The following is a 19,851-nucleotide window of genomic DNA, read 5'->3' on the forward strand; positions in this document are numbered from 1 at the left end:
CGTCGAGGCGATGCCCGCCACGGATATCGGCGTGGGCCATGACTCCGCCCGGGCGTTGCGCACGTAGTGCCCGCCTGCCGCCGCCCGAACCGTGACCACCTCAGGGAGCTCACTGAGGGCGCTGTCCGCCGACGCCAAGGAGATGGTGGCCGGTCGGCGCTACCTCAGGACGACTCTGCCTCTGACGGCAGGATCATCCACATCAAGGACAAGATGCAGCCATGACCGCCGACCCGCAACGACTGCAGGCGCTCGATGACCTGGTGAGCCACCGCATTGGCGTGGCGGAGGCACGGAGCCGCCTGGCCGACTATCCGTGGGACGAGGACGAGCTCCTCGATCTGTCCCCTGCGCACGTCCTGCACGTGCTGGCGGAGTACCGCGCAGGTCGGATCGACGGAGCTGAACTGACTGCCTGGGCGGACGCGGTCGCCAGCAGGGACGACCTCGGACGTGAGCCGGGGACCGAGGACGACGTCAACGACGTGCTCTTCGTGCTGTCCAGTCCCGAGCTGATGGATCGCCCGCTGGCGGACCTCGTGCCCGACCTGGTCGCCCGGCTGGGGCGCTCGTGAACGTGGCATCTCCGGTAGAAGGAGGCGAAGAATCGTCTTACCGCTCGTCCGATCCCCCACCTTGGCAGTTGCACATTTTGGTTCGGCCAGGACAGGCTAGTCGGAACTAAGCAAGTGTCCTGCCTACGGCTGGGATACATGGATGTCGCATCGGGTCGAGCGTGACTTCACACACGACAGCGAAAAGCTGTCGCACGCCTCGAAAGCGAGGCAAAATGTCACTGACAATGGAGGCTCGAGTTGACACCATCCACCGAGGTGCCGATGAAAGTCGTCGTGAATCGTCCAGGTCGTTCACTGGTCGCGGCCCTGACCTGGGGATGCGCTTCCTTCTCACTCGCGGTGACCGGATTGTCGTTGGCGTTCCTCCCAGGTCCATGGACGGGGTTGCCTGACGAAATCGTGTCTCTTGGCCTCCTCGTAGGCCTAACTGGAGCGATTGTTACCGGTCTGCTGCTCATGCTGAAGGTCGCATGGGGCGAGGACGTGCTCCCCGCCCGCATTGAGGAGGAGCTGCAATGACTCCCACCCAGTGGTCTGTGTGGGTAGGGACGGCAGGACTGTGGGTAGTGACGGTAGTCCTCTGTTGCGTGGGAGCTCTCTGGTGCGGTCGTCGGAGCGTGGCGGAGTGGAACAGGTTCAAATCGGGTCGCGGCCGGCCACTACTCGCCGAGCTGACTGATGAGGCACTATCCGGGCAACGCCCAGCCTGGCCAGCGCGCGAGACCCGTTGGCCGAGACCGGGCCAGTCCGTCGACGCACCGATGTCGAGAGAGCTTGCGCTGGGATACGCGCGTCTTGCTGAGCGCGCTAGCCGTCGCGCCGGAATGACCGCGCAGCTCTTGACCCTGATTGGTGGTGCCTGGCTGGGGGCCAGCCTGCCTCATCTGTGGCAAATGGCGATCTCCTCTGAGGGCATTGACATGACGAGTCAAGGTTTCGCGCAGGTGATCGGGTTAATTCTTACAATCGAGATCGCTCTATTGGTCGGTGCCGGAGGCGAGGAATACCTTGCTATGTCGGCGGTATATCGACGCCATGCAAATCGTCCGACTGAGACCGTTGAGGAACTGGCAACACCGCATCATTCATACTTCAAGCGCATCTTCGGTCGCGATGCTGCACCTCGATCGCGATCTGCAACGACGTCAATTCCTCCCACGGTCGCCCCTCAGCCAGATCAAATGTGACAGATCAGATGTGACGCTGCACTGCTTCGCCGTGCCAGTTGCAAGGGGGGAGGCAAAGGGAACCCGGCCCCGCTCTGCGAGCGAGGTGTGATTAAAAGCCGCCTGGAAGCACCGTAGGGGGCGTCCCCTGCGTGAGTCACCGATGCCTCGAACTGCTCGGCAGGGAGGCCACTACGCCTGAACTCCGAGGCGGCGTGCGCGCGTCAGGTAAGGCCGAAGGGTCGAAACCGAATGACATAGCGGCTCTCCGGCGGGGATGGCGGGGCCGGCCGATCGACCGCCCCCGCCACCACTCAGACGCGCTGCGCCATCGTGCCGCCAGGGTCGCCGTCAGCGTCCCCCTTCGTCACGAACTCTCCAGTCACAGCAGACCGGTACACGGTCCGACTGTTCCCGGTACCGGGCCCCACGCGCTCAGTGATGGTCTTCCCCGGCCACCGCGCAACGGTGGCCTTGCTGACGAAACGCCCAGTCTTGGCGCTCCTACTGACTGACCTTGCCATTCCATTTCCTCCTCGGAACTCACCAAGGCTGGAGGGCCGATGCCTATGCGCCAGCCGACAACTCCGTATGCTGTCGGCTGCCAGGAAGTAGGAAACTTGGCGACCGACGGTCATGACCTCGGTTGTAACGGGCGGCTTCGTTGTACGCAACGGAGCCGCCCGTCAACGTCTTTCGACGTCGCTGACTCATAGGTTCAGCGCAGGTCATTTGGTGTCACGCTTTTTCGGACTTTTTCTCGGATCTCCGCAGCCCTCGCCAGAACCCGCGCCGACCGCGCCGGAGGCACGCTCTCCCTGGCCGCTCTGGCTTGGGCAGTACCAAGTGAAGACGCCGCGATCCGTTTGTTGATCTCCTTCATCCCGCCCTTCCTTCCCGGCCCTTCACGCGTGCGCGCTCCCGCTTCAGGATCGACTTCACTGAGTTGACGGTGGTGCTGAGACAGTCAGCGATCTCCACATGGCTGTAGCCCACGGCTTCCATCCTCAGGGCCTGGGCTGCACGCGGACTTGAGGCCCCACGCAACACGTCTGCCGCAGCGACCGACACGAGGACGTCGTGCTCGACGCTTCCACTCCAGGCAGACTCCAGAAGCGACAGTTCCAACTCAGCATTGGCCAACCGGCGCGTGGGTGCCTCGTGTCGTTCCCAGTACCGCACGGCGTTTGCGTAGTGCTTCAAGCACTGGCCCACAAAGAACGTCTTCAACGACGCTCCTCGTTGTGGATCCCAGATCCCCGGCAGCAACACGTCGTCCCGAAAGGCAACCGAAGCACGTGCAACGATCTCATCGACGACACTGCTGATGGCCTGAGCGTCCTCACGCAGAGCACCGGAGATCGGGGGCGCCGGGATGCTCTTCTTGGCGCATTCTCGTTGAATCTGATCGCGATGGATCCACGCGCCGATCACGGCGCATCCGTAGCGGGCCAACTCATTCGCCACTTCGTCCCAGTCCGGGCCTCGGAAGCCGAGGGATCGCATTTCTGTGATGAGTGCAGCGTCAGCCGCCAACCGGTCCACTCTCTCCTCTGCCGAGAGGTTCTCGGGTCTAAGCCACACCGCCTCCGAGGCGCGCAGGCTCTCTGGGACAGGTAGCCCCATCGCGTCGAAGAGCGTGTCGTCAGTCACTGCCGGGCGAATCCCGCCTCTCGCTCACGCTCAATCTGCAACGGTTGCAGATTGGATCGATCTCTTCAGATTCACAGATCGTCGGCAACCTGCCGACGATCGTTGAGTCTGCAGGCCAGCCCTACTCACCGGAGGGTCAAGCTGCAGTCGTTGACAAGGCAAGTCTGCAGCCGCTGATGTCAACCGGCCCGTCGTGGTAGGCAGAGAGCTCAACTGCCGGATCACGTCGTCGAGCGTGTGCGAGACCACTCGACGCCTCCGTCGGTGCCGCTCTCTCTGACACCGACGCGGGAGAAGCTAGGGATCTCCGCCAGTCGCATGATTGGAGACCCTAAGCGACCTACGGGGTGAATCTGCGTCCTGCGGACGAGTGCGAGCATCGACTGAAAAGCCGGATGCCCAGGTGTGGGCTCAGTCGACGCAGGTTGGCGAGCAGGGCGCCCAGATAAGGGTTACTGAAGATGTGCGCAGGCAGACTCAGTTGCGACAGGAGCAATAGTCAAGACCTGTGGATGGGCGCGTTGGGCGCTGGATGATCACCCTCCTGCCCTGGCCGGTGCCGCCGCAGGGCCAGATCGCGAGCGTCATAAGGGGCCGAAGACAGTGCGCACCTCCGCGTCTAGGTCGAGGTTGTCGAGCACCGTCAGGAGTTGGCGTTCTTCGTAGCCGAAGTGGGACTCCATGATGGCTGCGATGCCCTCGAGGTGGCGGTCGAGCTCGGCTGGGCTGACGCTCTGTTCTACGGCCTCCTGCAGGCCACCCAGCAGATGGGCGATCATCGAGTGGTCCTGCTCGAGGTAGCGCAGCGTTTCTCGCAGGTGCGGGTGAGCGGCGGCGATCGCGGGAAACAACTCCCGGTCCTCGCCCTCGTGGTGCCTGGTCAAGGCCGTGCAGAACCCGTGGCAGAACAGCAGTAGGTCCCGGGTTGCTGTCTCTGCGGGGTCACCTTGGGCAACGGCCTCCCGCGTCACCCGCAGTGCTTCGCGCAGCCGATCGTGGACCCCGCGCATCTCTCTACTCCAGGCCACCAGCCTGGTCTTCTCGCCCTCAGTCATGTGAGGGCGAAGAGGTGAACGACATAATCGTCACCTTTCTTCGACTTCGACGCCTCCATGCCTGGCACGGTCTGCCACCAGCACGCGACGCTGCGCTCAGCCTACAGCGTCAGGCGACTTGCTGCCGGTCGCTCGATCCCTCGTCGGGTCGTTCGACGAGGACGCCCATCTCGAACTCTGCGCCGGCACGCACCAGCGCCACGAGATGAGGTGCGTTGACCGCACGCCATCTGGACTGGGCGGACTCGATGAGCTTGAACGCCATCGCGATCCCGGCCGCACGGGAGCCGGGTCCCTTGGTGACCCGCTGCCGCAACCGGACGGTCGCGAAGGTCGACTCGATCGGGTTCGTGGTGCGCAGGTGGATCCAGTGCTCGGCCGGGTAGTCATAGAACGCCAGCAGAACGTCGAGGTCGTCGGTGATCTTCGCCGCGGCCTTGGGCCACTTGACCCCGTAGTCGGCTGCGAACGCCCGCGCGGCGGCCATCGCGTGGTCCTTGTCCTCGGCGTTCCAGATCTCGGCCAGTGCGGCCTTCGCGCCCGGCTGGGCCGACTTCGGGAGCGCGTTGAGGACGTTCGCGATCTTGTGGAACCAGCAGCGCTGCTCGCGGGTCTCGGGGAACACGGTGCGGACCGCGGCCCAGAACCCCAGAGCCCCGTCGCCGACCGCGAGTACCGGGGCCCGCATCCCGCGGCGCTTGCACGAGCGCAGCAGGTCGGCCCAGGACTCGGTGGACTCGCGGTGGCCGTCGTCGAGAGCGATCAGTTCCTTCGTACCGTCGGCGCGGACGCCGATCATCACCAGCAGACAGACTTTGTCCTGCTGCAGGCGGACCTTGAGGTGGATCCCGTCGACCCACACGTAGACGTAGTCGGTGCCGGCCAGCGACCGCTTGTTGAACGCGGCCGCCTCGTCCTGCCAGTCCTTGGTCAGCCGGGTGATCGTGGCCGCAGACAGGCCGTGGCTCGTGCCAAGGAACTGCTCCAGCGCCGGGCCGAAGTCGCCGCTGGACAGGCCGTGCAGGTAGAGCAGCGGCAGCACCTCGGCCACCCGCGGGCTCTTCCGCGCCCAGGCCGGCAGGATCGCCGAGGCGAACCGTCGCCGCTCGCCGGTGGTCTCGTCGATGCGCTTGTCGTTGACCCGCGGCGCGCGCACCGGAATCGCGCCCGCTGCGGTGGTCACCTCCCGCGGGTCGTGGTGGCCGTTTCGGACCACCAACCGGTGACCGTTCTCATCGAGCTCGTCCTTGAATGCCTCGATGTAGGCGGCGACCTCGGCCTGCAGCGCAGCGGCGAGCATCTGCCGAGCGCCGTCGCGGACGATCTCGTCGAGCAGCGACCCACCGCTGACCTCGTTGGACGCCTCGGCGTCGTGAACTACCTTGAGCATGGACGTACCTTCCCGAGCCGGCGCGCCAACGCCGACCCTGATCCGAACTTGAGCATGGGCTTCGATCTTGCTCGGGAGGTACGTCCGCTTCACGTCACCTCGCCGAGCGCCATCCACAGGTTCTGATCATTGCTCTTGCGACAGGCACAGACATCCCTGCGAGGGCGTCAACGGGTCGGTGCAGGGGTCCCGGCCCCACCAAGGCTTTGAACGGTTGTGAGCGCGACTATTGACGTAGCCGTCCCCAAACCGGAATGCCGCTACCCTCAGCCACAGGACTGGGCGGCCTCCGGGGTGCCGACTAGCGTCGCTGGACATGGATGCACGATCTGCAACGCGGCGCGGGCCCCGAACTCAACGGGGAGTGTTGACGGAATTCTGGAAGACGTTGGGCTCGCGAAAAAAGGAATGCGTGCATGTCAAGGGAACCATTGAGCCTCAGTGACGAGAGCGAGTGGTCAGGACTCTGGTGGCTTCCAGATGAGCCGCAGCAACGAGTACCGGGAACACTCCGGTACACCCCCGACGATGGCTTGAGGGTCACCCTGATTGGTGCGTTTGAGGACCGCATCGTCGTAGATATGCCTGGCGGGGCGTCCATCGATCAAGGCGCACGATCCTGGGACAGGATATTGGGCGTCGCCAATCAACGGGAGATCACTCTCCTGGGCTGCGTCCCGACAGCTTCGAGGCGGACGTTCGGTGCTCGAGTGAAGAGTCCTGACCAACAGACGATTGTCGCGACGTCCGCTCTTATTGGCGTGCACGTGGGCAACGAGGACGAGCCAGCGTTCTCTCGCTGCGACGTCTCAGTGGAGGACTTGGGCGAGTGGGCGGGATCCTCCGTCCTAAGTGGATCGATCAGCCTGAAGGACGGTCGGCTGTCCGGCGGAGGGTCCATAGTCGTGACCCCGGTGGAGGAACCCTCCGTCAGAGTCGATGGAGCCGAGTTCGTGCTCGCTCACCGTTACACCTCGCCCTTCTTCGATAGGCGCCGAGGAGAGTTGATCGGGCGAGTACGCGACACGGCATTCGTACGAATAAGGCCAGACAATCCATGTTCGCTACGCGACGCTTTCGCATTCGCTCGCTTCGTCGAAGATCTCGTCTCGCTGGCCACGCACCGCGCCGCCGGTGTTATCTGGCTTCGGCTTAGGGGGCTGTCCCTGGAACCGGCGACTGCGGACGGCCCTAGTCGCGACTTGGATGTGGACGTTCTTTACCCCCCGGCTCGGGTAGGGCATCACGACGCCAAGGCTACCGAGTCGCGGAACATCTTCTTCACGTGTGACGACATCCCCTTTGTGGACATCATTCCGCGATGGAGCGAGGTGTACGGCCGCCTGCGGGCGGCTTCAAACATGATCCTTGGCCTGCGATACGCGCCCCCTCGGTACGTCGAGAACAACCTCCTTGTCGCGGTAGGCGCCGCCGAGGTCTTGCATCGAGAACTACGAATTTCCGAATCCCCGATCCCTGCCAAGGAATTCAAAGCCATCCGCGAGGACATTCTCCAACTAGTGCCGGCGCAACACCAGGAGAGGATCAAGTCCGCGCTTCGCAACGACCCAACACTGCGGGACCGCCTCCGCGCACTCGCACTTCGTCCAGATGCAGACGCGATTGCACGGCTCGTACCTGACGTCGATCGGTGGGCGACCGTGACGACGAGGGCTCGCAACGATCTCGCTCACGAAGGCCAAACTCCACGCCAGTCTGTAGACGATTTGATCGCCGTCGTGAACGTCACATCAGCGGTGGTGATACTCAACCTGTTGCATGAGCTCGGGCTGGCGACTGAACGTCAGCGGGAGATCGTGAAGAATCACCCGGAATGGCGGAGCACGGCCAATCATGCGTGGAAGTGGCTGGCCACTTCCACAGACGACTCCTGAGCCAATAGCAACTCGGCCCACTGTCCACCCTGAGGGACTGGGACGCTACGCAAACGGGGTGAAAGTCAGGGTCGGAGCCTCTGGGATGTATAGCTCAGAGCGGTTGTCAACCCGTGAGTTCGTCACTACATAGTTGTGGTACGCAGCAACCCAGTCGTATTTCTCGCCCACGCCTCCCGAGGGGTATCGAGCGCGCATGGCGATGACTTGGTCGCGATGTGCCACTAGGCCGTCGCGGGGATTCGGTGCATGCACGAAACCTTCGTCTTCAAACACTGCGGGTAGGTAGTTGACGAAAACTCTTTCGTCCTGATCAACTAGGAGGTAGGTCGCGAAGGCCGATGGGGCAGGCGCCTCATCCTCAACATGACGCTGCGCCAGTCCCACTGCGATGTCATTCAGTAGGACACGCGGTACGACCGCCTCTTTCTCCTCAAGCAGCACAGCACAGACGTGTGCCGGGCCAGTCACGAACTCACCATCTGCGTACGCCATACCGCCAGCAATGCCGCCTCGCAGAAAGCGGCCGTTCACTGCGAGGTTCAACTGGTAAACGGCGGCCGAAAAGACCTGAGTAAAGAGACCGAGATCCGCGCCAACGCTGGGGTGCGGATCGATAGGTTCGACCACTACAACGTTGTCGCTGAAGTAGAGCGCACGCTGACGTTCATCGTCGTACATCTCCTCGTTGTGGAGGAGATCGCGCATCCTGTCGTACAGTCGAATATCTTCTCGAAGGGCAGCGTCGTCGTAGTTGAGAAGACGCTCGGTTGTTCCGAGTTCGTCAAGGTAGGTGACGAACGCGGGACGCAGAACGGGGTTGCCTGCTCCGTCCACGAACAACCGTCGGCCGTCGGTCCTTCTGGCGAGCCGTTCTGCATTTCGCGCTTCCCTTGTGGCGCGTGCGCTTGCGAGTAGCGCTTCCGCATCGATTGCCGCGCGTGGACTCGGTTTCCTGCTCCCTTTCGACATGAGCCGGAGTATGTCAGGGGTTCACTGCGGTTGCGTTGCCGTAGGGATGTGGCTCTTAGGCAGGTTCGGTAGAGGTCTGGCGTGACTCTCCTGCCGTAGTCGTTGCAGCGAGGCGGAACGTTGCTGCGCTGGCTGGGCCCCGCCTACAGGCGCTCGACCCGCGGCCTCATCTGGCGATCTTTCGAGCGGTCCGACATGATCGGCCGCATGACGAACGGGCCTTTTGCAGGCAAGGGCATCAGCCGCCGCGACTTCCGCCGGGCACAACAACAGGGTTCGCTCATGAGTGATCCCGACAACAAGTACCGGGGAATCGACGGCCGCAAGACTATGGATGAAGAAGATCAGGCCAAGAAAGACGAGGAGCAGTGGGGAAAAGACGTCGTCGAAGGCCTGCGACTGATACGACGCTTCGAAGATGCCTTCGCCAAGACTTCCTCCCAGACCCGTGCCCTTATTCGGGACGACATCGCGAAGAACCGCATGCAGCCCTACCTTGTGAGGATCTACCAGGTGGTAGCAGCCGCAACTGGGATTGCCGTCCCTGCGGCAGCAGCCAAGACCGGTCAAGCAGTCCTCAACCGTCACCAGTGGCAGGACAGGCACGTTGCCCGCTATGCGGCAATGTGCGAACGCATAGATTCAGTGTCATCCAAGTCAACTAAGACGATCCGGCTATGGCCGAGCCAGAAGCGAGTGTCGCTACAACTGAAGTTCTGGGAGCCGCCGCATTTCGATAAGACTGGCGAGCAGCGGCTGGTCGTTATCGCGACTGCGGTATACGTTATGCGGAGCATGCCTGGCGGCCGCGCCTACCTCGACTCCCTTCAGATAGAGGGCTCCTAACGCAGGCTAGCTCTCTAAGGTTGGCGAATAGGGCGCGAGACCGCCACGCGACGCGTCTCCCCGGCCTAGCATCTCGTGGAGTCACGGCTCGCAGAGCCGCGTCGTTGCATGCTTCTCCCACTACAACTGAGCGGGCCCATTCGGAAGGATCGAGTCAGAAGAAACTGAGCCGAAAGCACCGCCCTCCGAAAGGCAAGGCGTGGAATTCCCGTCGAAACGCCCGGCCACGTCGTGTCTGATGAGAGGGCGTGGCCGAATCACTGATCCCGTCTCCAGCCGCTCAATTGCGAGCAGACCCGGTCCCAAGCGCGTGACATCTCAGTCCATTCGGCTTGCAGCACACTCGCACCCACGTATTCAGAGACCGTTCTGAGTGCGTGCTCGGTTCCAGCGATGACGCCAGTGGACCAGAGCGCGGGTAGGTAGCTAGGTACCTGCTTCCAATCGAAACGGATCCAGGTCTGCGCGATCTCTGGGTGTTCACCGTGAACGAGGCTCGACGTCGCCCTCCACGCATGCTCCCCAAGGCCGGTGGTTCCGATTCCCTCCTCGGTGAGTCCCTCGACAGAGAAGCGCTCCCCTAGGTAGTGGACGCCGAACCTGGCCCTCCTGACGGACCAACCCTTCTCGGTCGCGATGCCGAGTATTCGGTCGATCTCGGCTTGGAACTCTTTCGTGTCGCCACTGTTCACGATGTCGGCAAACCGAACAGACGCGTGGAGACGTGACAGTCGCCGCGTTAGCGCACGTTGGGCACGTATCTCGACGGTGAGGGTCGGGTCGCACACAGCCGCGGTCAGGACGCAGGACTCATAGACAGCACGGCTGACAGCCGCCGCCCCCACGAAGCTGCTCTGGGTAGCAATGAGGGCAGCCCAACCTCTGAGAGAGTCTGCGGCAGCGGCGAGATCCAAGCTGGCCTCCCGGTAGATGAGTTCGCCTACCAGTTCCATTGCGTCATCGAGAGTATGAGCCAAGTCCTCTTGGTAGACGACCTGTCGGTCCTGCGGCCACTGTTCGTTCGACAAGCGGAAGATCCCGCGGGAGAGCACGTGCGCGGCGAGCGCGAGTTCTTCGCGTGCCTCCGCGGCAAGGCGACCGCTTCGCTGCGTGTCCGCCACGAAGTCCTCTAGCGAGAAGTCGTTCGTCAATGTTGACACCGCTCTCCATTGCTGGTCCCTCGACCGCGGCTGTCTTGCCACGTCTGCTCGCGCTTACACATGGGCGGTCGGGGTGCGAGTTCACGATATGGCGCTGGGCGGCGCTGCTGGGCACGATCCGGTTCTAGGGGACATACATCTGTGCGGTCGGGATCGGCTGGCCCGTGCGCGTGTCCACGATGTTGATGCCGTTCCCTTCGTCAACGATCTGAGGTCGGACCCCACGGGCAGGTCCCAGATGCCGAGAGAGCGGGCTCGATCTCGCAGACTCGGTTGAAGTCGACGATCTGGAGGTTGGAGGCGTCGTGGAGATACTCGGTGGTGTCGATGTGGCTGACGATGCGCCAGCCGTTGTCTGCTCGGGCTTGCGAGTTCTCGCGGACCATCCAGCGCACGCGCCCGGCACCGCTCAGGATGTTCTTGGAGACCAGGCAGGCTCCTGCATTGGGAATGAACTCGATGGTGTCCGTCATGACGACTCCTCAGGGCAACGTGTGCCTATGACTGTGCCAGCACCTGCTGGACGAGGCGCTCAGCTTGCAGGCGCCGCGACGGGGGATCCCCTGCTCGGTGAGCTTTGCCTCGATCCGCTCGACGAGCTCTCCGCGCTTGGCGTACCACTTGCGCAGCCTGACCACGACAGGTTCGCCCCCCTCGCTGGGGGCGAGGAGGTCGATGTCGGGTCGCTCCAGGAGGACGTCATAGAACGGCCGCAGGGTGCTGTCGCTGAACGTAAACTTGCGCGCGATCGTCTCCAAGGGGGTCCCGAACCCGGGGTACACCTCGTTGACGTCCGCACCGAGGTCCAGCATGCGCCGCAAAAGGACGGCCTCGGCTTCGAAGTCGTGCCTGTTCGCCCCGAGGAGAACATGGAGTGGCCGGCGAGGGCGTGGGGGTTCTCCACCTGCGACATGCCAAAACCATGACAGGTTCTGGATGACTGGCCTCCGCGTTATCCACAGGCCTGAGGGTGATTTCCGAGTCGCAGACGGATGGGATTTCCACCCGTTCTCTGTCCCCGCCCGAGACGCGTCAGCGATCCTCTTCGCGGGGTGCGAGCGCCCATGAGGGGAATGGTCGACAGCAGCCGTCGCAGCCGTGAACTGTGATGTCGCGACCAAGCTCGTGGAAGTTGTAGGCGGCATCCTGAGGGTCGGGGTGCCCGATGCCGTGGTCGCAGATCCGCTCGGCGATGCCGCGGTCTTCGCGCCAATGCACGGGAGCCACTGACAGCGCGTGCGCCCGCGGGTGGTGAATCCAGCAGCCGTACGAGCGGTCCGCGCATGCTCGGGCGGAGTGGACCTGGGTGAGGATGCCGTTGGACACCTTGACCCGGTTGCTGGTCAGGATTTCGACTGGTGGCTGCTCACTCATAGGGTGAGTCCCAACTGGCGGCGGACGGCAGCGATGAGCATCGGTCCTGCGACCCCTAGGGACTCCTCACGCAGAAGTTGGACCGGCACTCGGTCGTCGAGTCGGGGCTGCTTCCGGCGAAACCACGCCGGGGCTTCTGGCGCGTCTGCTTCGCACAGCAGTGCTGCTGCATGGAAGACACGATGCGTGTCGGCCATGTCCCGACCGCCATCAGCCTTAGCCCCTCTGGCTCGACGCCCCGTTCCATTCTCGCGCCCATCGTCGGTAACGCGTTCCTGGAAGCATTGCCCAAGCCGATTGTGACCCGCTGCGGCTGACGCTCCGGAGGCCTGCGGTCGGTTCTCAGCGGGTGCGTTCCCGGCCCAACCCCTCCCACAAACCCGGTCCGTCCGATTGAATGCGCGGAGAAGTCAGCGGGTTATCGCTACGTGGAATGAGAGGACCGCCATGTCCGAGGAAGGTGCAGCACAGATTCCCTTCTTTCATGCATCGAGAGATGGACAGCACCGTCTCTCCCTTGGATGGCCGGTGGAGCAGAATCCCGATTGCTGGGGTTTGACCTGCGCTCAGTGCATGGAGCCGCGCAAACAAGAACCGTTCGTTCGCGGATACAGGGCCTCCATGCACCGCGATTGTGCGCGCTGTCCCGGGGCGAGGTCGGGACGCAACCACGAACTTGAGGGCCCCGTGCGCCTGACTCGCAGCGCTGCCGCGCGACTCAGGGATGGCTTGCAAGCACTGGCCGGACAGGACTGGTGGCACAGCACGAGCTACCTGAGCGATGCGTTCAAAGTTGGAGCCATCACCCACGTCGGAGAGAAGGCCGCTGCGCAGCACCGCTTGGTGAGCAACGAGAGTCTCTCCGACGCTCGTCGTCAAAATGGCATCGGAGTGGACGGCAGCTCACGTGTGTCGAGGGAGATTTACCGCGTGCGGCTACGGGCGCACGTGAAGGTCCTCGATCCTGTCCTGGTTGAGTCGGGCGGCATCGAGTGGGATATCTGCGCAGTCGGGGGCCCACCCAAGGCAGGCGAGGTCCGGGCCTACGTGAACAGACGCGAAGCCCCCGGCACGCTCTCACTCTGGCTCGGAACTAATTGTGTCGAAAGCGCGGATGCGCACGAAGGACAGATCCAGGCGTCGTTCGAGAAGAACCGGGCAGGGATCCTCGAGGCCGTGGTCCTGTAACCCTCTACTCTTGCGATGCGGGGCCGGGTCGCCACCAGCCCACTATGCGACGTCGACGAGAACTTCGCGTCGTCCTGAATCGCGTCGGTCAAGTCCCCGGTAGTGGTGTAGTGCTGCGTTCCTTCTCTTCGGATCAGGCGGTCAGGGCGGGCAGTTGATCAGCTCCGATCTCGGTGTCGGTGGTGGGGACGAGGTTGACGCGGCATCGGGCGAGGAGGTCGAGTCCGAGGTAGCGACGGCCTTCGGCCCATTCGTCGGTCTGCTCGGCCAGGACAGCACCGACCAGGCGCACGATGGCGCCACGGGTGGGGAAGATGCCTACGGCGTCGGTTCGGCGGCGGATCTCGCGGTTGAGGCGCTCGGCGGGGTTGTTGGACCAGATCTGGGTCCACACGTCCTTGGGGAACTCGGTGAAGGCGAGGATGTCGCCGCGGGCGGCGTCGAGATGGTCATGGACCTCAGGGAGCTTGCCGTCGACGTAGTCCAGGAGCCGGTCGAACTGGGCGTGTACCGCAGGCCGGTCGGGTTGGTCGTAGACGCTGTGCAGCATCGCCTTCACGGCCGGCCACATCGCCTTCGGGGTCACCGCCATCAGGTTCGCGGCGTAGTGGGTGCGGCACCGTTGCCACGCGGCACCGGGCAGGTTCGCCGCGACCGCCTCGACCAGCCCCGGGTGAGCGTCTGAGGTGACCAGGCGGACCCCGGACAGGCCGCGGGCTGTGAGGTCGGCGAAGAACTCGTTCCACGCCGCCCCGGTCTCACTCGTGGCCACGCGCATGCCGAGGACCTCGCGGTGTCCGTCGCCGTTGACGCCGGTGGCCAGCAGGACCACCGCGTTGATCACCCGGCCGCCCTCTCGGACCTTCATGGTGAGCGCGTCAGCAGCGACGAAGGTGAACGGGCCCGCAGCATCGAGGGGGCGGTGGCGGAACTGCTCGACGTGCTCATCCAGCTCGGCGGCCATCCGCGACACCTGCGACTTCGACAGGGAGTCGATTCCCAGGGTCTTGACCAGCTTGTCCATCCGCCGGGTGCTGACGCCGGCGAGATAGCAGTCGGCCACCACCGTGATCAGCGCGGACTCCGAGCGCTTGCGGCGCTCCAGGAGCCACTCGGGGAAGTAGGTGCCCTTCCGCAGCTTCGGGATCGCCACGTCGATGGTGCCGACCCGGGTGTCCAGCGGGCGGCGGCGGTAGCCGTTGCGCTGCGCGGTCCGGCCCGGAGTGGGTCGCCCGTACTCGGCGCCGACCACGGCGTCGGCATCGGCGGACAGCAGGGCGTTGATGATCGTCTGCAGCAGCGAACGCATCAGATCCGGACTCGCCTCGGCCAGGGCTTCACCCAGCAGGCCGGCAGGGTCGAGAATGTGTGGTGCGGTCATCGTGATGACTCCGTTCGAGGGTTCTGTGAGAGGTTCACTCGAAGGATCACGCGGTGGCCGCATCTACGTCTTCCGTACACGCCGGTGACGATCTCGGCGACCGCGCTACACCACTATCGGGGACTCAACTATCGCGTCACGTCGCGAGTTGATCCGACAGGCCCCGATGCGAACGACTTTGGTCCGGCTCTGTATGGCTGCCCTCGATCGAGTCGTCCAGAGCCTCCAAGAACCAATCTTGGGGACATGGTGGGAACCTCGCGCACGGAGTCGCGATTCGTCCTAGCGTCTCCTGCGTCGCATCCACAGCACATGGGGGAACATCATGAGAAAGACCGTCACCAATCTGGGCATCGCTACCGCTCTGACGCTAGGGGTCGCTGGGGGCCTCGCCGGCCCGGCACACGCTGGCGACATGGACTGCGGCGACTTCCCGTCTCAGCGCGCAGCCCAGCTCTTCTTCCTCAACAACAGCCCGGCCGCGGACCCGCACCGGCTTGACGCTGACGGTGACTGGCGTGTCTGTGAGTCGAACCCGGCTCCGTACTACTTTGGCCGTGACCCCCGGGGGGGCGCGCCGGCACCGACGCCGACTCCGACCCCCGCGCCCGCTCCTCCCAAGCCCCCGAAGCCGCAGGTTGTGAAGCAGTGGGCGCGGGTGATCAAGGTGACCGATGGTGACACGGTCAAGGTCCGTCTTGCGGCAGGCGGAAAGAAGGATGTCCGAGTGCTGGGGATTGACACCCCGGAGGTTTTCGGAGGGGTTGAGTGCGGCGGACGTGAGGCCTCTGACTCCATGAAGTCGATGCTCCCCAGGCGTACCCGGGTGCTGTTGATCTCCGACCCGAGCCAAGACCTGCAGGACCGCTACGGCCGAATCCTGCGCTACATCCACAAGAAGGGGAAGCTCGACGTGGGCCGGCGCCAGGTGTTCAAGGGCCACGCCGAGGTTTACGTCTTCCAGGGCAACCCCTTCCAGCGAACTTCGCTCTACAAGAAGGCCGAGCGGCAGGCCAGGAACACCGACCGCGGTATCTGGGGCTACTGCTGATTGGCTTTGGGCTGTGGGCGCGAAGGCGCCTACAGCCCAAGCTCAGATCAAGGTCCTCCACGGGGTCTACTCGTCGTCGGCGACCAGTTCGTGGGCACGGGCCAGTAGGTCTGCGCGTTCTTCGGGCGACAGGGTGGTCATGTAATCCCGGTAGACCTCAACGCCCTCACACATAAGGTCCATGAACTCCGGGTCGCGCTGCAGGTCACGGATGCCCCGACCACCGGAGAGCACCTCTCTGATCAGGCGGCCCATCGAGTCGGTGGGGTGCTGGTTGGCGATGCCTCGCAAGTTGAGGCGCAACAGCTCGGCGGCGTGCCGATCGTTGGTGAACTCGATGAATGGGTCTGGTCTCAGCCCTTCGGCCCCGGTCACGCTCATCGGCCTGGCACGTACAGGGCTTCCAACGGAACGTCTCGGCCCGTGGGGGTGTCGACGATGCGGATGCCGTGACCCTCGTCGACGATCTGTAGGTCTGAGCCGACCGGAAGATCCCAGATACCGATGAGCGCTGGCTCGATCTCGCAGACTCGGTTGAAGTCCACGATCTGCAGGCTCTTGGCGTCATGAAGGTATTCGCTGGTGTCGATGTGGCTGAAGATCCGCCAACCGTTGTCTGCTGCTGCGCGTGACTCCTCACGCACCATCCAGCGAACGCGGCCCGCGCCGGAGAGCACGTTCTTCGACACCAGGCAAGCGCCTGCATCCGGGATGAATTCGATGGTGTCGGGCATGTGTCCTCCGTGGATCGGGCGCGTCTTGTCTGGAGTGCGGCTGGGTGCTACTTGGTCGGGTCGGGAAGGGGGACACCGCGCTCGATCAGCAGCGCTTCGACGCGTTCGACCAGTTCTCCCCGCTTGGCGTACCACTTGCGCAGGTTGATCAGGACGGGCCGTCCGTCCAGCCCGGGCTGCACCAGGTCGATGTCAGGGCGGGCCAGGAGCACGTCGTAGAAGGGGGTCAGGGACTTGTCGCTGAACTTGAACTTGGCGGCCGCAGTCTCCAGCGGCGTCCCGAATCCCGGTAGGACCTCGTTGATGTCGGCGCCCAGGTCGAGCATGCGCTGTAGCAGTCCCGCTTCGGCGTCGAAGTCATGCTCGTTACGGCCCACGAGGACGTGAAGGGGGTGCTCCTTGGTGACGTCGGCGCCGTCGTCCAGCAGTCGGGTGGCGATCTTGACGCGTAGAGCCGAGTCGTTGTGGGCCAAGGCCAGAGTCAGCAGGGTGTCACCCGAGTAGCCGTCATAATTGACGTGCTCTGGCTGATAGGCCCCCTGGAAGTCCTCCCACGTGCCGTGCCTCAGGGCAGCGTGCAGGGCGTTGGTGTCGCGCGGCTTGCCGCGTTTGAGCCATGCCATGGTTCGAACCTATCTCCGTCGTGGGACCGCTTCGTCGATCCCGGATCTGTTCCTGCCCGGATGCTGCACTTCGTAGTTTGACGGGTCGCGGTAGCGCTGGAGGAACTCCTCCTTGCTGATCCGCCCTGAGAGGTACTGGTCACGCAGCGTGCGGTACTCCTCCCCGGGCGCATGCCCCATGTCCCACACGTTCTTACGGGGTTGACCTGGTTGCCAATCGACCTTGACCAGGTCGCCGTCCTTGTTCAGCACCCAGACCTCGCTGTTTTCGTCCATCGCCTGTCGCCACACGTCGTCGACCTGGTCCTCGCCGTAGGAGGGTCGGCTGTTCGCGTAGGGCAGGCGGTTGCCGTGGGTGTCGTAGCCGTAGGAGTTCGGTTTCCCCTTGTCCGGGAGTTTCCCAGTGGGTCGTTTGCGCATGTTCTTCGCGCTTCGGTACTTGCGCAGGATCCGACGCACGTCGGTGGCCTTGTCCACGGTCTTGGCCAACACGATGACGGCGTGGACCGCTTTGATGGCCGTGAGCGCGGTGATGACCTTCTTGGCGTAGGAGACCGCTCTCCCGGCGGCGACCAGTCCTCCGGCTGCTGCTGCTCCCCCGAACGTGGCCAGGCTTCCCAGCCCGGCGAAGAAGGCGGTCGCCCCGACCTCGATACCCAGGTCCTTGAGCAGTCCCTTGACCGTCTCCTTTGTCTGCTCGACCTGTTCGGCGTAGTCCTCACAAGCAGTGGCGAGGGCTCGTGACTCGGTCGCGAGGTCGTCAGCGGCCTGGCCGATCTCGGTCAAGGCGACAGTGGCCTTGTAGGTCTCGGGAGACCTCTGGTTCCCAAGTTCGGAGATCGCGACGTCGGTGTAGCTCGGGATCGCCTCGAGTCTGGTGGCAACCGCGCGCCAGGTTGCACTGGCCTGCCGGAGCCTGCCGGTGTCGGCGCTGGGCCATGCCCACCCTTGGAGGTGGTCGACGATGAGGTCCCAGAACATCGGGGTGTCGCTGGCGTCCGAGCCCAGGGCCGACGGCGGCGTATAGGGGGCCACCTCGACTGGGGAGCGATTCTTGCCGGTGGTCATCTGCCCGTGTCGTCCGCGGTAGACCGAGGCGTTGTTGGCGTCGCGGTGGTTGGCGCCCGAGCTCTCGGTGACCACGGTCACGGTTGCGAGTGCGGTAACGAGGTCTGAGATGGCACCGACGATCTGTCGTGCGGAGGAGTCGTAGGAGGAAACGAACTCCTCGGAGGACTTGTCGTCCCCACCCATCCCGCTGGTTCCTGACAACGATGAGGTCAAGTTGTCGTAGGCGGCTGCGGCTCTTTGGTTGGCCGTGTTCAGGGCGTCGGCGGCGCTTTCGTAGCCGGCGATGTCGACTTCTAGCCTCACGACAGGGAGTCCCACATCTCGGTGTTGGCCTGCGCGCTGGCTGTGTAGTGTCCGTGGGCGTCTCGGGCTGCCGCTCTGAGATCGGCGAGGGCGGCGCGCATCTCCTGCATGCCTTGCTCCCAGGTTTGGTGAGCAACGCGTTGTGCTTCGGCAGCAAGCCCTTCCCAGACCTGATGCAGGGCCCGGATCTGGGCTTCCAGGTCGGTGGCGAGCTGCTCCAGAGCTGTCTCGGTGGCCTGCACGTCGGCCACGAGGTGGTCCAGTTCGGCGAGATCCACGCTGAAGACGTACTCGTTCCCCATGGTCAGCCCAGCCGTTCGATCAGCCGGACAGAGAGCTGGTCCAGCTTCTGCTGCGATGCATCGTCCGCGGCGGTGTAGTCATGATGGGCGGCGTCGAGGAGTTCGCGCATGGCGCGCAGACCGGACAAGACGTCTCCCGCTGCCTGGCGCCAGTCTTCCCATGCGTGATCGAACGCGTCTGCGGCCGAGCCGGTCCAGCCAGTTCCCAGGAAACTGGTCACGCGCTGATCGATGGAGTTCCGGTCGTGATGGAGCCGATCAGCTGCGGAACTCACATCCGCCTTGGCTTTGGCGAAAGCAGCGTGCGTCAAACTCACACGGTTCATTGGCCCCCCTGCCCGAGTCTGTTCGCGGGTCCTACCCGCCCCCACCGTGCGAAAACACGATCGCCGTCTGGGCGCACGGAGTTCCCTAATTTGGTGCACGACCCGACGGGCTCACCTCCGAGGAGGCGTCGCCTCGGTGACTGGTGGGGGTCTCGTCGCGTCTCCTGTCCTCCGGCCGCGCGACACCGACCCGTCGAACAACTCCGCCTCCGCGACGCCGGCGACGCTGGCCGTTCCTGGAGCGTCTGCGGCTTCACACTCGGCATCGCCACATGGCCCGAATAGGAAGTCGGCCAGCGCATGAACGTCTGCTACAGGTCTCATCGCAGAACCATGGCAGGTCACGCAGGAGCCCGTTCCGGTCTTCCACAGGGCAGGGGACGAGGGGGATCCGGCGACACCGGGCCGAACTCGTGGGGGAGGTGGTGCGTGGAGTCGTGGCGGTCGGGGTGTCGGATGCCGTGTTTGACCTGCAACAACGGGTGCTTGCACTTGGTACTACCTGCCGCCGGGACCCTTACCTTCGCTCGTCGTCTGATGCAGAGGCCCAGGATGGGAGTGGGCCGCAGCAGCCGTCGCAGCCGTGAGCGGTGATGTCGCGGCCGAGCTCGTGGAAGTTGTAGGCGGCGTCTTGGGGATCAGGGTGTCCGATTCCGTGGTCGCAGATTCGCTCGGCGATACCGCGGTCTTCGCGCCAGTGGACTGGGGACGCTGACAGGGCGTGCTCCCGGGGGTGGTGGATCCAGCAGCCGTACGGGCGGTCCGCGCATGCTCGGGCTGGGT

The 19,851-nt window shown here is 64.1% G+C and carries 21 protein-coding genes; 6 read left to right on the plus strand and 15 right to left on the minus strand.

The window, feature by feature from the left end:
* The first annotated feature begins 221 nt into the window (after window positions 1–221).
* Complete coding sequence (locus H8838_RS19535; protein ID WP_181310130.1) at window positions 222–575, plus strand: hypothetical protein; 354 nt, start codon at window positions 222–224, stop codon at window positions 573–575.
* An 827-nt stretch (window positions 576–1,402) separates the two neighbouring features.
* The gene (locus H8838_RS19540; protein ID WP_181310129.1) at window positions 1,403–1,765 is read left to right on the plus strand and encodes a hypothetical protein; all 363 of its coding nucleotides are present in this window, start codon (window positions 1,403–1,405) and stop codon (window positions 1,763–1,765) included.
* 858 nt (window positions 1,766–2,623) lie between these two features.
* On the opposite strand, the gene H8838_RS19545 is transcribed toward H8838_RS19540, so the two are convergent.
* From H8838_RS19545 to H8838_RS19555, 3 genes are all read right to left on the minus strand, one after another.
* Window positions 2,624–3,397 (minus strand): hypothetical protein, encoded by a 774-nt coding sequence (locus H8838_RS19545; protein ID WP_181310128.1) that lies wholly within the window; start codon window positions 3,395–3,397, stop codon window positions 2,624–2,626.
* A 584-nt stretch (window positions 3,398–3,981) separates the two neighbouring features.
* Complete coding sequence (locus tag H8838_RS19550; protein WP_185994242.1) at window positions 3,982–4,452, minus strand: hemerythrin domain-containing protein; 471 nt, start codon at window positions 4,450–4,452, stop codon at window positions 3,982–3,984.
* A gap of 109 nt (window positions 4,453–4,561) precedes the next feature.
* Window positions 4,562–5,842, minus strand: a complete 1,281-nt coding sequence (locus tag H8838_RS19555; RefSeq protein ID WP_185994241.1) for an IS256 family transposase — start codon at window positions 5,840–5,842, stop codon at window positions 4,562–4,564.
* 416 nt (window positions 5,843–6,258) lie between these two features.
* Here H8838_RS19555 and H8838_RS19560 point away from each other — a divergent pair, with 416 nt between their 5' ends.
* A complete protein-coding gene (locus H8838_RS19560) occupies window positions 6,259–7,737 on the plus strand; it encodes an ApeA N-terminal domain 1-containing protein (protein WP_185994240.1) in 1,479 nt (492 codons plus the stop codon).
* Between the two features lie 45 nt (window positions 7,738–7,782).
* Here H8838_RS19560 and H8838_RS19565 read toward each other — a convergent pair whose 3' ends face one another.
* Entirely contained in the window at window positions 7,783–8,709 is a 927-nt protein-coding gene (locus H8838_RS19565) for a hypothetical protein (protein WP_185994239.1), read from the minus strand.
* Window positions 8,710–8,829: 120 nt separating this feature from the next.
* Here H8838_RS19565 and H8838_RS19570 point away from each other — a divergent pair, with 120 nt between their 5' ends.
* Window positions 8,830–9,555 (plus strand): hypothetical protein, encoded by a 726-nt coding sequence (locus tag H8838_RS19570; RefSeq protein ID WP_185994238.1) that lies wholly within the window; start codon window positions 8,830–8,832, stop codon window positions 9,553–9,555.
* Between the two features lie 257 nt (window positions 9,556–9,812).
* Here the strand turns inward: H8838_RS19570 and H8838_RS19575 are convergent, their stop codons facing one another.
* From H8838_RS19575 to H8838_RS19590, 4 genes are all read right to left on the minus strand, one after another.
* Entirely contained in the window at window positions 9,813–10,706 is an 894-nt protein-coding gene (locus H8838_RS19575) for a hypothetical protein (protein WP_185994237.1), read from the minus strand.
* A 209-nt stretch (window positions 10,707–10,915) separates the two neighbouring features.
* Window positions 10,916–11,188: an immunity protein Imm33 domain-containing protein gene (locus H8838_RS19580; protein WP_224766274.1), complete on the minus strand. Its 273-nt coding sequence runs from the start codon at window positions 11,186–11,188 to the stop codon at window positions 10,916–10,918.
* A 9-nt stretch (window positions 11,189–11,197) separates the two neighbouring features.
* Complete coding sequence (locus H8838_RS19585) at window positions 11,198–11,527, minus strand: hypothetical protein (RefSeq protein WP_185994236.1); 330 nt, start codon at window positions 11,525–11,527, stop codon at window positions 11,198–11,200.
* Between the two features lie 220 nt (window positions 11,528–11,747).
* Entirely contained in the window at window positions 11,748–12,089 is a 342-nt protein-coding gene (locus H8838_RS19590) for a hypothetical protein (RefSeq protein WP_185994235.1), read from the minus strand.
* 687 nt (window positions 12,090–12,776) lie between these two features.
* On the opposite strand from H8838_RS19590, the gene H8838_RS19595 reads away from it, so the two are divergent.
* The gene (locus tag H8838_RS19595) at window positions 12,777–13,277 is read left to right on the plus strand and encodes a hypothetical protein (RefSeq protein ID WP_185994234.1); all 501 of its coding nucleotides are present in this window, start codon (window positions 12,777–12,779) and stop codon (window positions 13,275–13,277) included.
* Between the two features lie 133 nt (window positions 13,278–13,410).
* Here H8838_RS19595 and H8838_RS19600 read toward each other — a convergent pair whose 3' ends face one another.
* Entirely contained in the window at window positions 13,411–14,658 is a 1,248-nt protein-coding gene (locus tag H8838_RS19600; protein WP_191465640.1) for an IS256 family transposase, read from the minus strand.
* Between the two features lie 325 nt (window positions 14,659–14,983).
* Between H8838_RS19600 and H8838_RS19605 the strand changes: the two genes are divergently transcribed.
* Window positions 14,984–15,709 (plus strand): thermonuclease family protein, encoded by a 726-nt coding sequence (locus H8838_RS19605; protein ID WP_185995578.1) that lies wholly within the window; start codon window positions 14,984–14,986, stop codon window positions 15,707–15,709.
* A gap of 66 nt (window positions 15,710–15,775) precedes the next feature.
* Here H8838_RS19605 and H8838_RS19610 read toward each other — a convergent pair whose 3' ends face one another.
* From H8838_RS19610 to H8838_RS19635, 6 genes are read right to left on the minus strand one after another with little or no spacing between them, the layout of a single operon-like run.
* Window positions 15,776–16,090 (minus strand): hypothetical protein, encoded by a 315-nt coding sequence (locus tag H8838_RS19610; RefSeq protein WP_185995577.1) that lies wholly within the window; start codon window positions 16,088–16,090, stop codon window positions 15,776–15,778.
* The gene (locus H8838_RS19615) at window positions 16,087–16,443 is read right to left on the minus strand and encodes a DUF2185 domain-containing protein (RefSeq protein WP_185995576.1); all 357 of its coding nucleotides are present in this window, start codon (window positions 16,441–16,443) and stop codon (window positions 16,087–16,089) included. Before H8838_RS19615 ends, H8838_RS19610 begins: the two co-directional genes overlap by 4 nt.
* Window positions 16,444–16,490: 47 nt before the next feature.
* On the minus strand, window positions 16,491–17,066 hold the full coding sequence (locus H8838_RS19620) for a hypothetical protein (RefSeq protein ID WP_185995575.1): 576 nt from the start codon (window positions 17,064–17,066) through the stop codon (window positions 16,491–16,493).
* A gap of 9 nt (window positions 17,067–17,075) precedes the next feature.
* Window positions 17,076–18,440, minus strand: coding sequence for an HNH/ENDO VII family nuclease (locus H8838_RS19625; RefSeq protein WP_185995574.1), 1,365 nt, complete (start codon window positions 18,438–18,440; stop codon window positions 17,076–17,078).
* Window positions 18,437–18,742 carry a WXG100 family type VII secretion target gene (locus tag H8838_RS19630; protein ID WP_185995573.1) on the minus strand — a complete coding sequence of 102 codons (306 nt, stop codon included), beginning with the start codon at window positions 18,740–18,742 and terminating at the stop codon, window positions 18,437–18,439. The genes H8838_RS19625 and H8838_RS19630 overlap by 4 nt, the downstream gene beginning before the upstream one ends.
* 2 nt (window positions 18,743–18,744) lie before the next feature.
* Entirely contained in the window at window positions 18,745–19,068 is a 324-nt protein-coding gene (locus tag H8838_RS19635; RefSeq protein WP_185995572.1) for a WXG100 family type VII secretion target, read from the minus strand.
* Between the last annotated feature and the right edge of the window lie 783 nt (window positions 19,069–19,851).

It is taken from the genome of Nocardioides campestrisoli (genome assembly GCF_013624435.2).
GTDB classification, from domain to species: domain Bacteria; phylum Actinomycetota; class Actinomycetes; order Propionibacteriales; family Nocardioidaceae; genus Nocardioides; species Nocardioides campestrisoli.

Bases quoted from the DNA above. Each gene is read 5' to 3' on its own strand.
- H8838_RS19565 (WP_185994239.1), bottom strand. From the start codon at position 8,709: ATGTCGAAAGGGAGCAGGAAACCGAGTCCACGCGCGGCAATCGATGCG.
- H8838_RS19555 (WP_185994241.1), bottom strand. From the start codon at position 5,842: ATGCTCAAGGTAGTTCACGACGCCGAGGCGTCCAACGAGGTCAGCGGT.
- H8838_RS19605 (WP_185995578.1), top strand. From the start codon at position 14,984: ATGAGAAAGACCGTCACCAATCTGGGCATCGCTACCGCTCTGACGCTA.
- H8838_RS19630 (WP_185995573.1), bottom strand. From the start codon at position 18,742: ATGGGGAACGAGTACGTCTTCAGCGTGGATCTCGCCGAACTGGACCAC.
- H8838_RS19600 (WP_191465640.1), bottom strand. From the start codon at position 14,658: ATGACCGCACCACACATTCTCGACCCTGCCGGCCTGCTGGGTGAAGCC.
- H8838_RS19590 (WP_185994235.1), bottom strand. From the start codon at position 12,089: ATGAGTGAGCAGCCACCAGTCGAAATCCTGACCAGCAACCGGGTCAAG.
- H8838_RS19540 (WP_181310129.1), top strand. From the start codon at position 1,403: ATGACCGCGCAGCTCTTGACCCTGATTGGTGGTGCCTGGCTGGGGGCC.
- H8838_RS19610 (WP_185995577.1), bottom strand. From the start codon at position 16,090: ATGAGCGTGACCGGGGCCGAAGGGCTGAGACCAGACCCATTCATCGAG.
- H8838_RS19620 (WP_185995575.1), bottom strand. From the start codon at position 17,066: ATGGCATGGCTCAAACGCGGCAAGCCGCGCGACACCAACGCCCTGCAC.
- H8838_RS19560 (WP_185994240.1), top strand. From the start codon at position 6,259: ATGTCAAGGGAACCATTGAGCCTCAGTGACGAGAGCGAGTGGTCAGGA.
- H8838_RS19635 (WP_185995572.1), bottom strand. From the start codon at position 19,068: ATGAACCGTGTGAGTTTGACGCACGCTGCTTTCGCCAAAGCCAAGGCG.
- H8838_RS19550 (WP_185994242.1), bottom strand. From the start codon at position 4,452: ATGACTGAGGGCGAGAAGACCAGGCTGGTGGCCTGGAGTAGAGAGATG.
- H8838_RS19585 (WP_185994236.1), bottom strand. From the start codon at position 11,527: ATGCTGGACCTCGGTGCGGACGTCAACGAGGTGTACCCCGGGTTCGGG.
- H8838_RS19580 (WP_224766274.1), bottom strand. From the start codon at position 11,188: ATGACGGACACCATCGAGTTCATTCCCAATGCAGGAGCCTGCCTGGTC.
- H8838_RS19615 (WP_185995576.1), bottom strand. From the start codon at position 16,443: ATGCCCGACACCATCGAATTCATCCCGGATGCAGGCGCTTGCCTGGTG.
- H8838_RS19535 (WP_181310130.1), top strand. From the start codon at position 222: ATGACCGCCGACCCGCAACGACTGCAGGCGCTCGATGACCTGGTGAGC.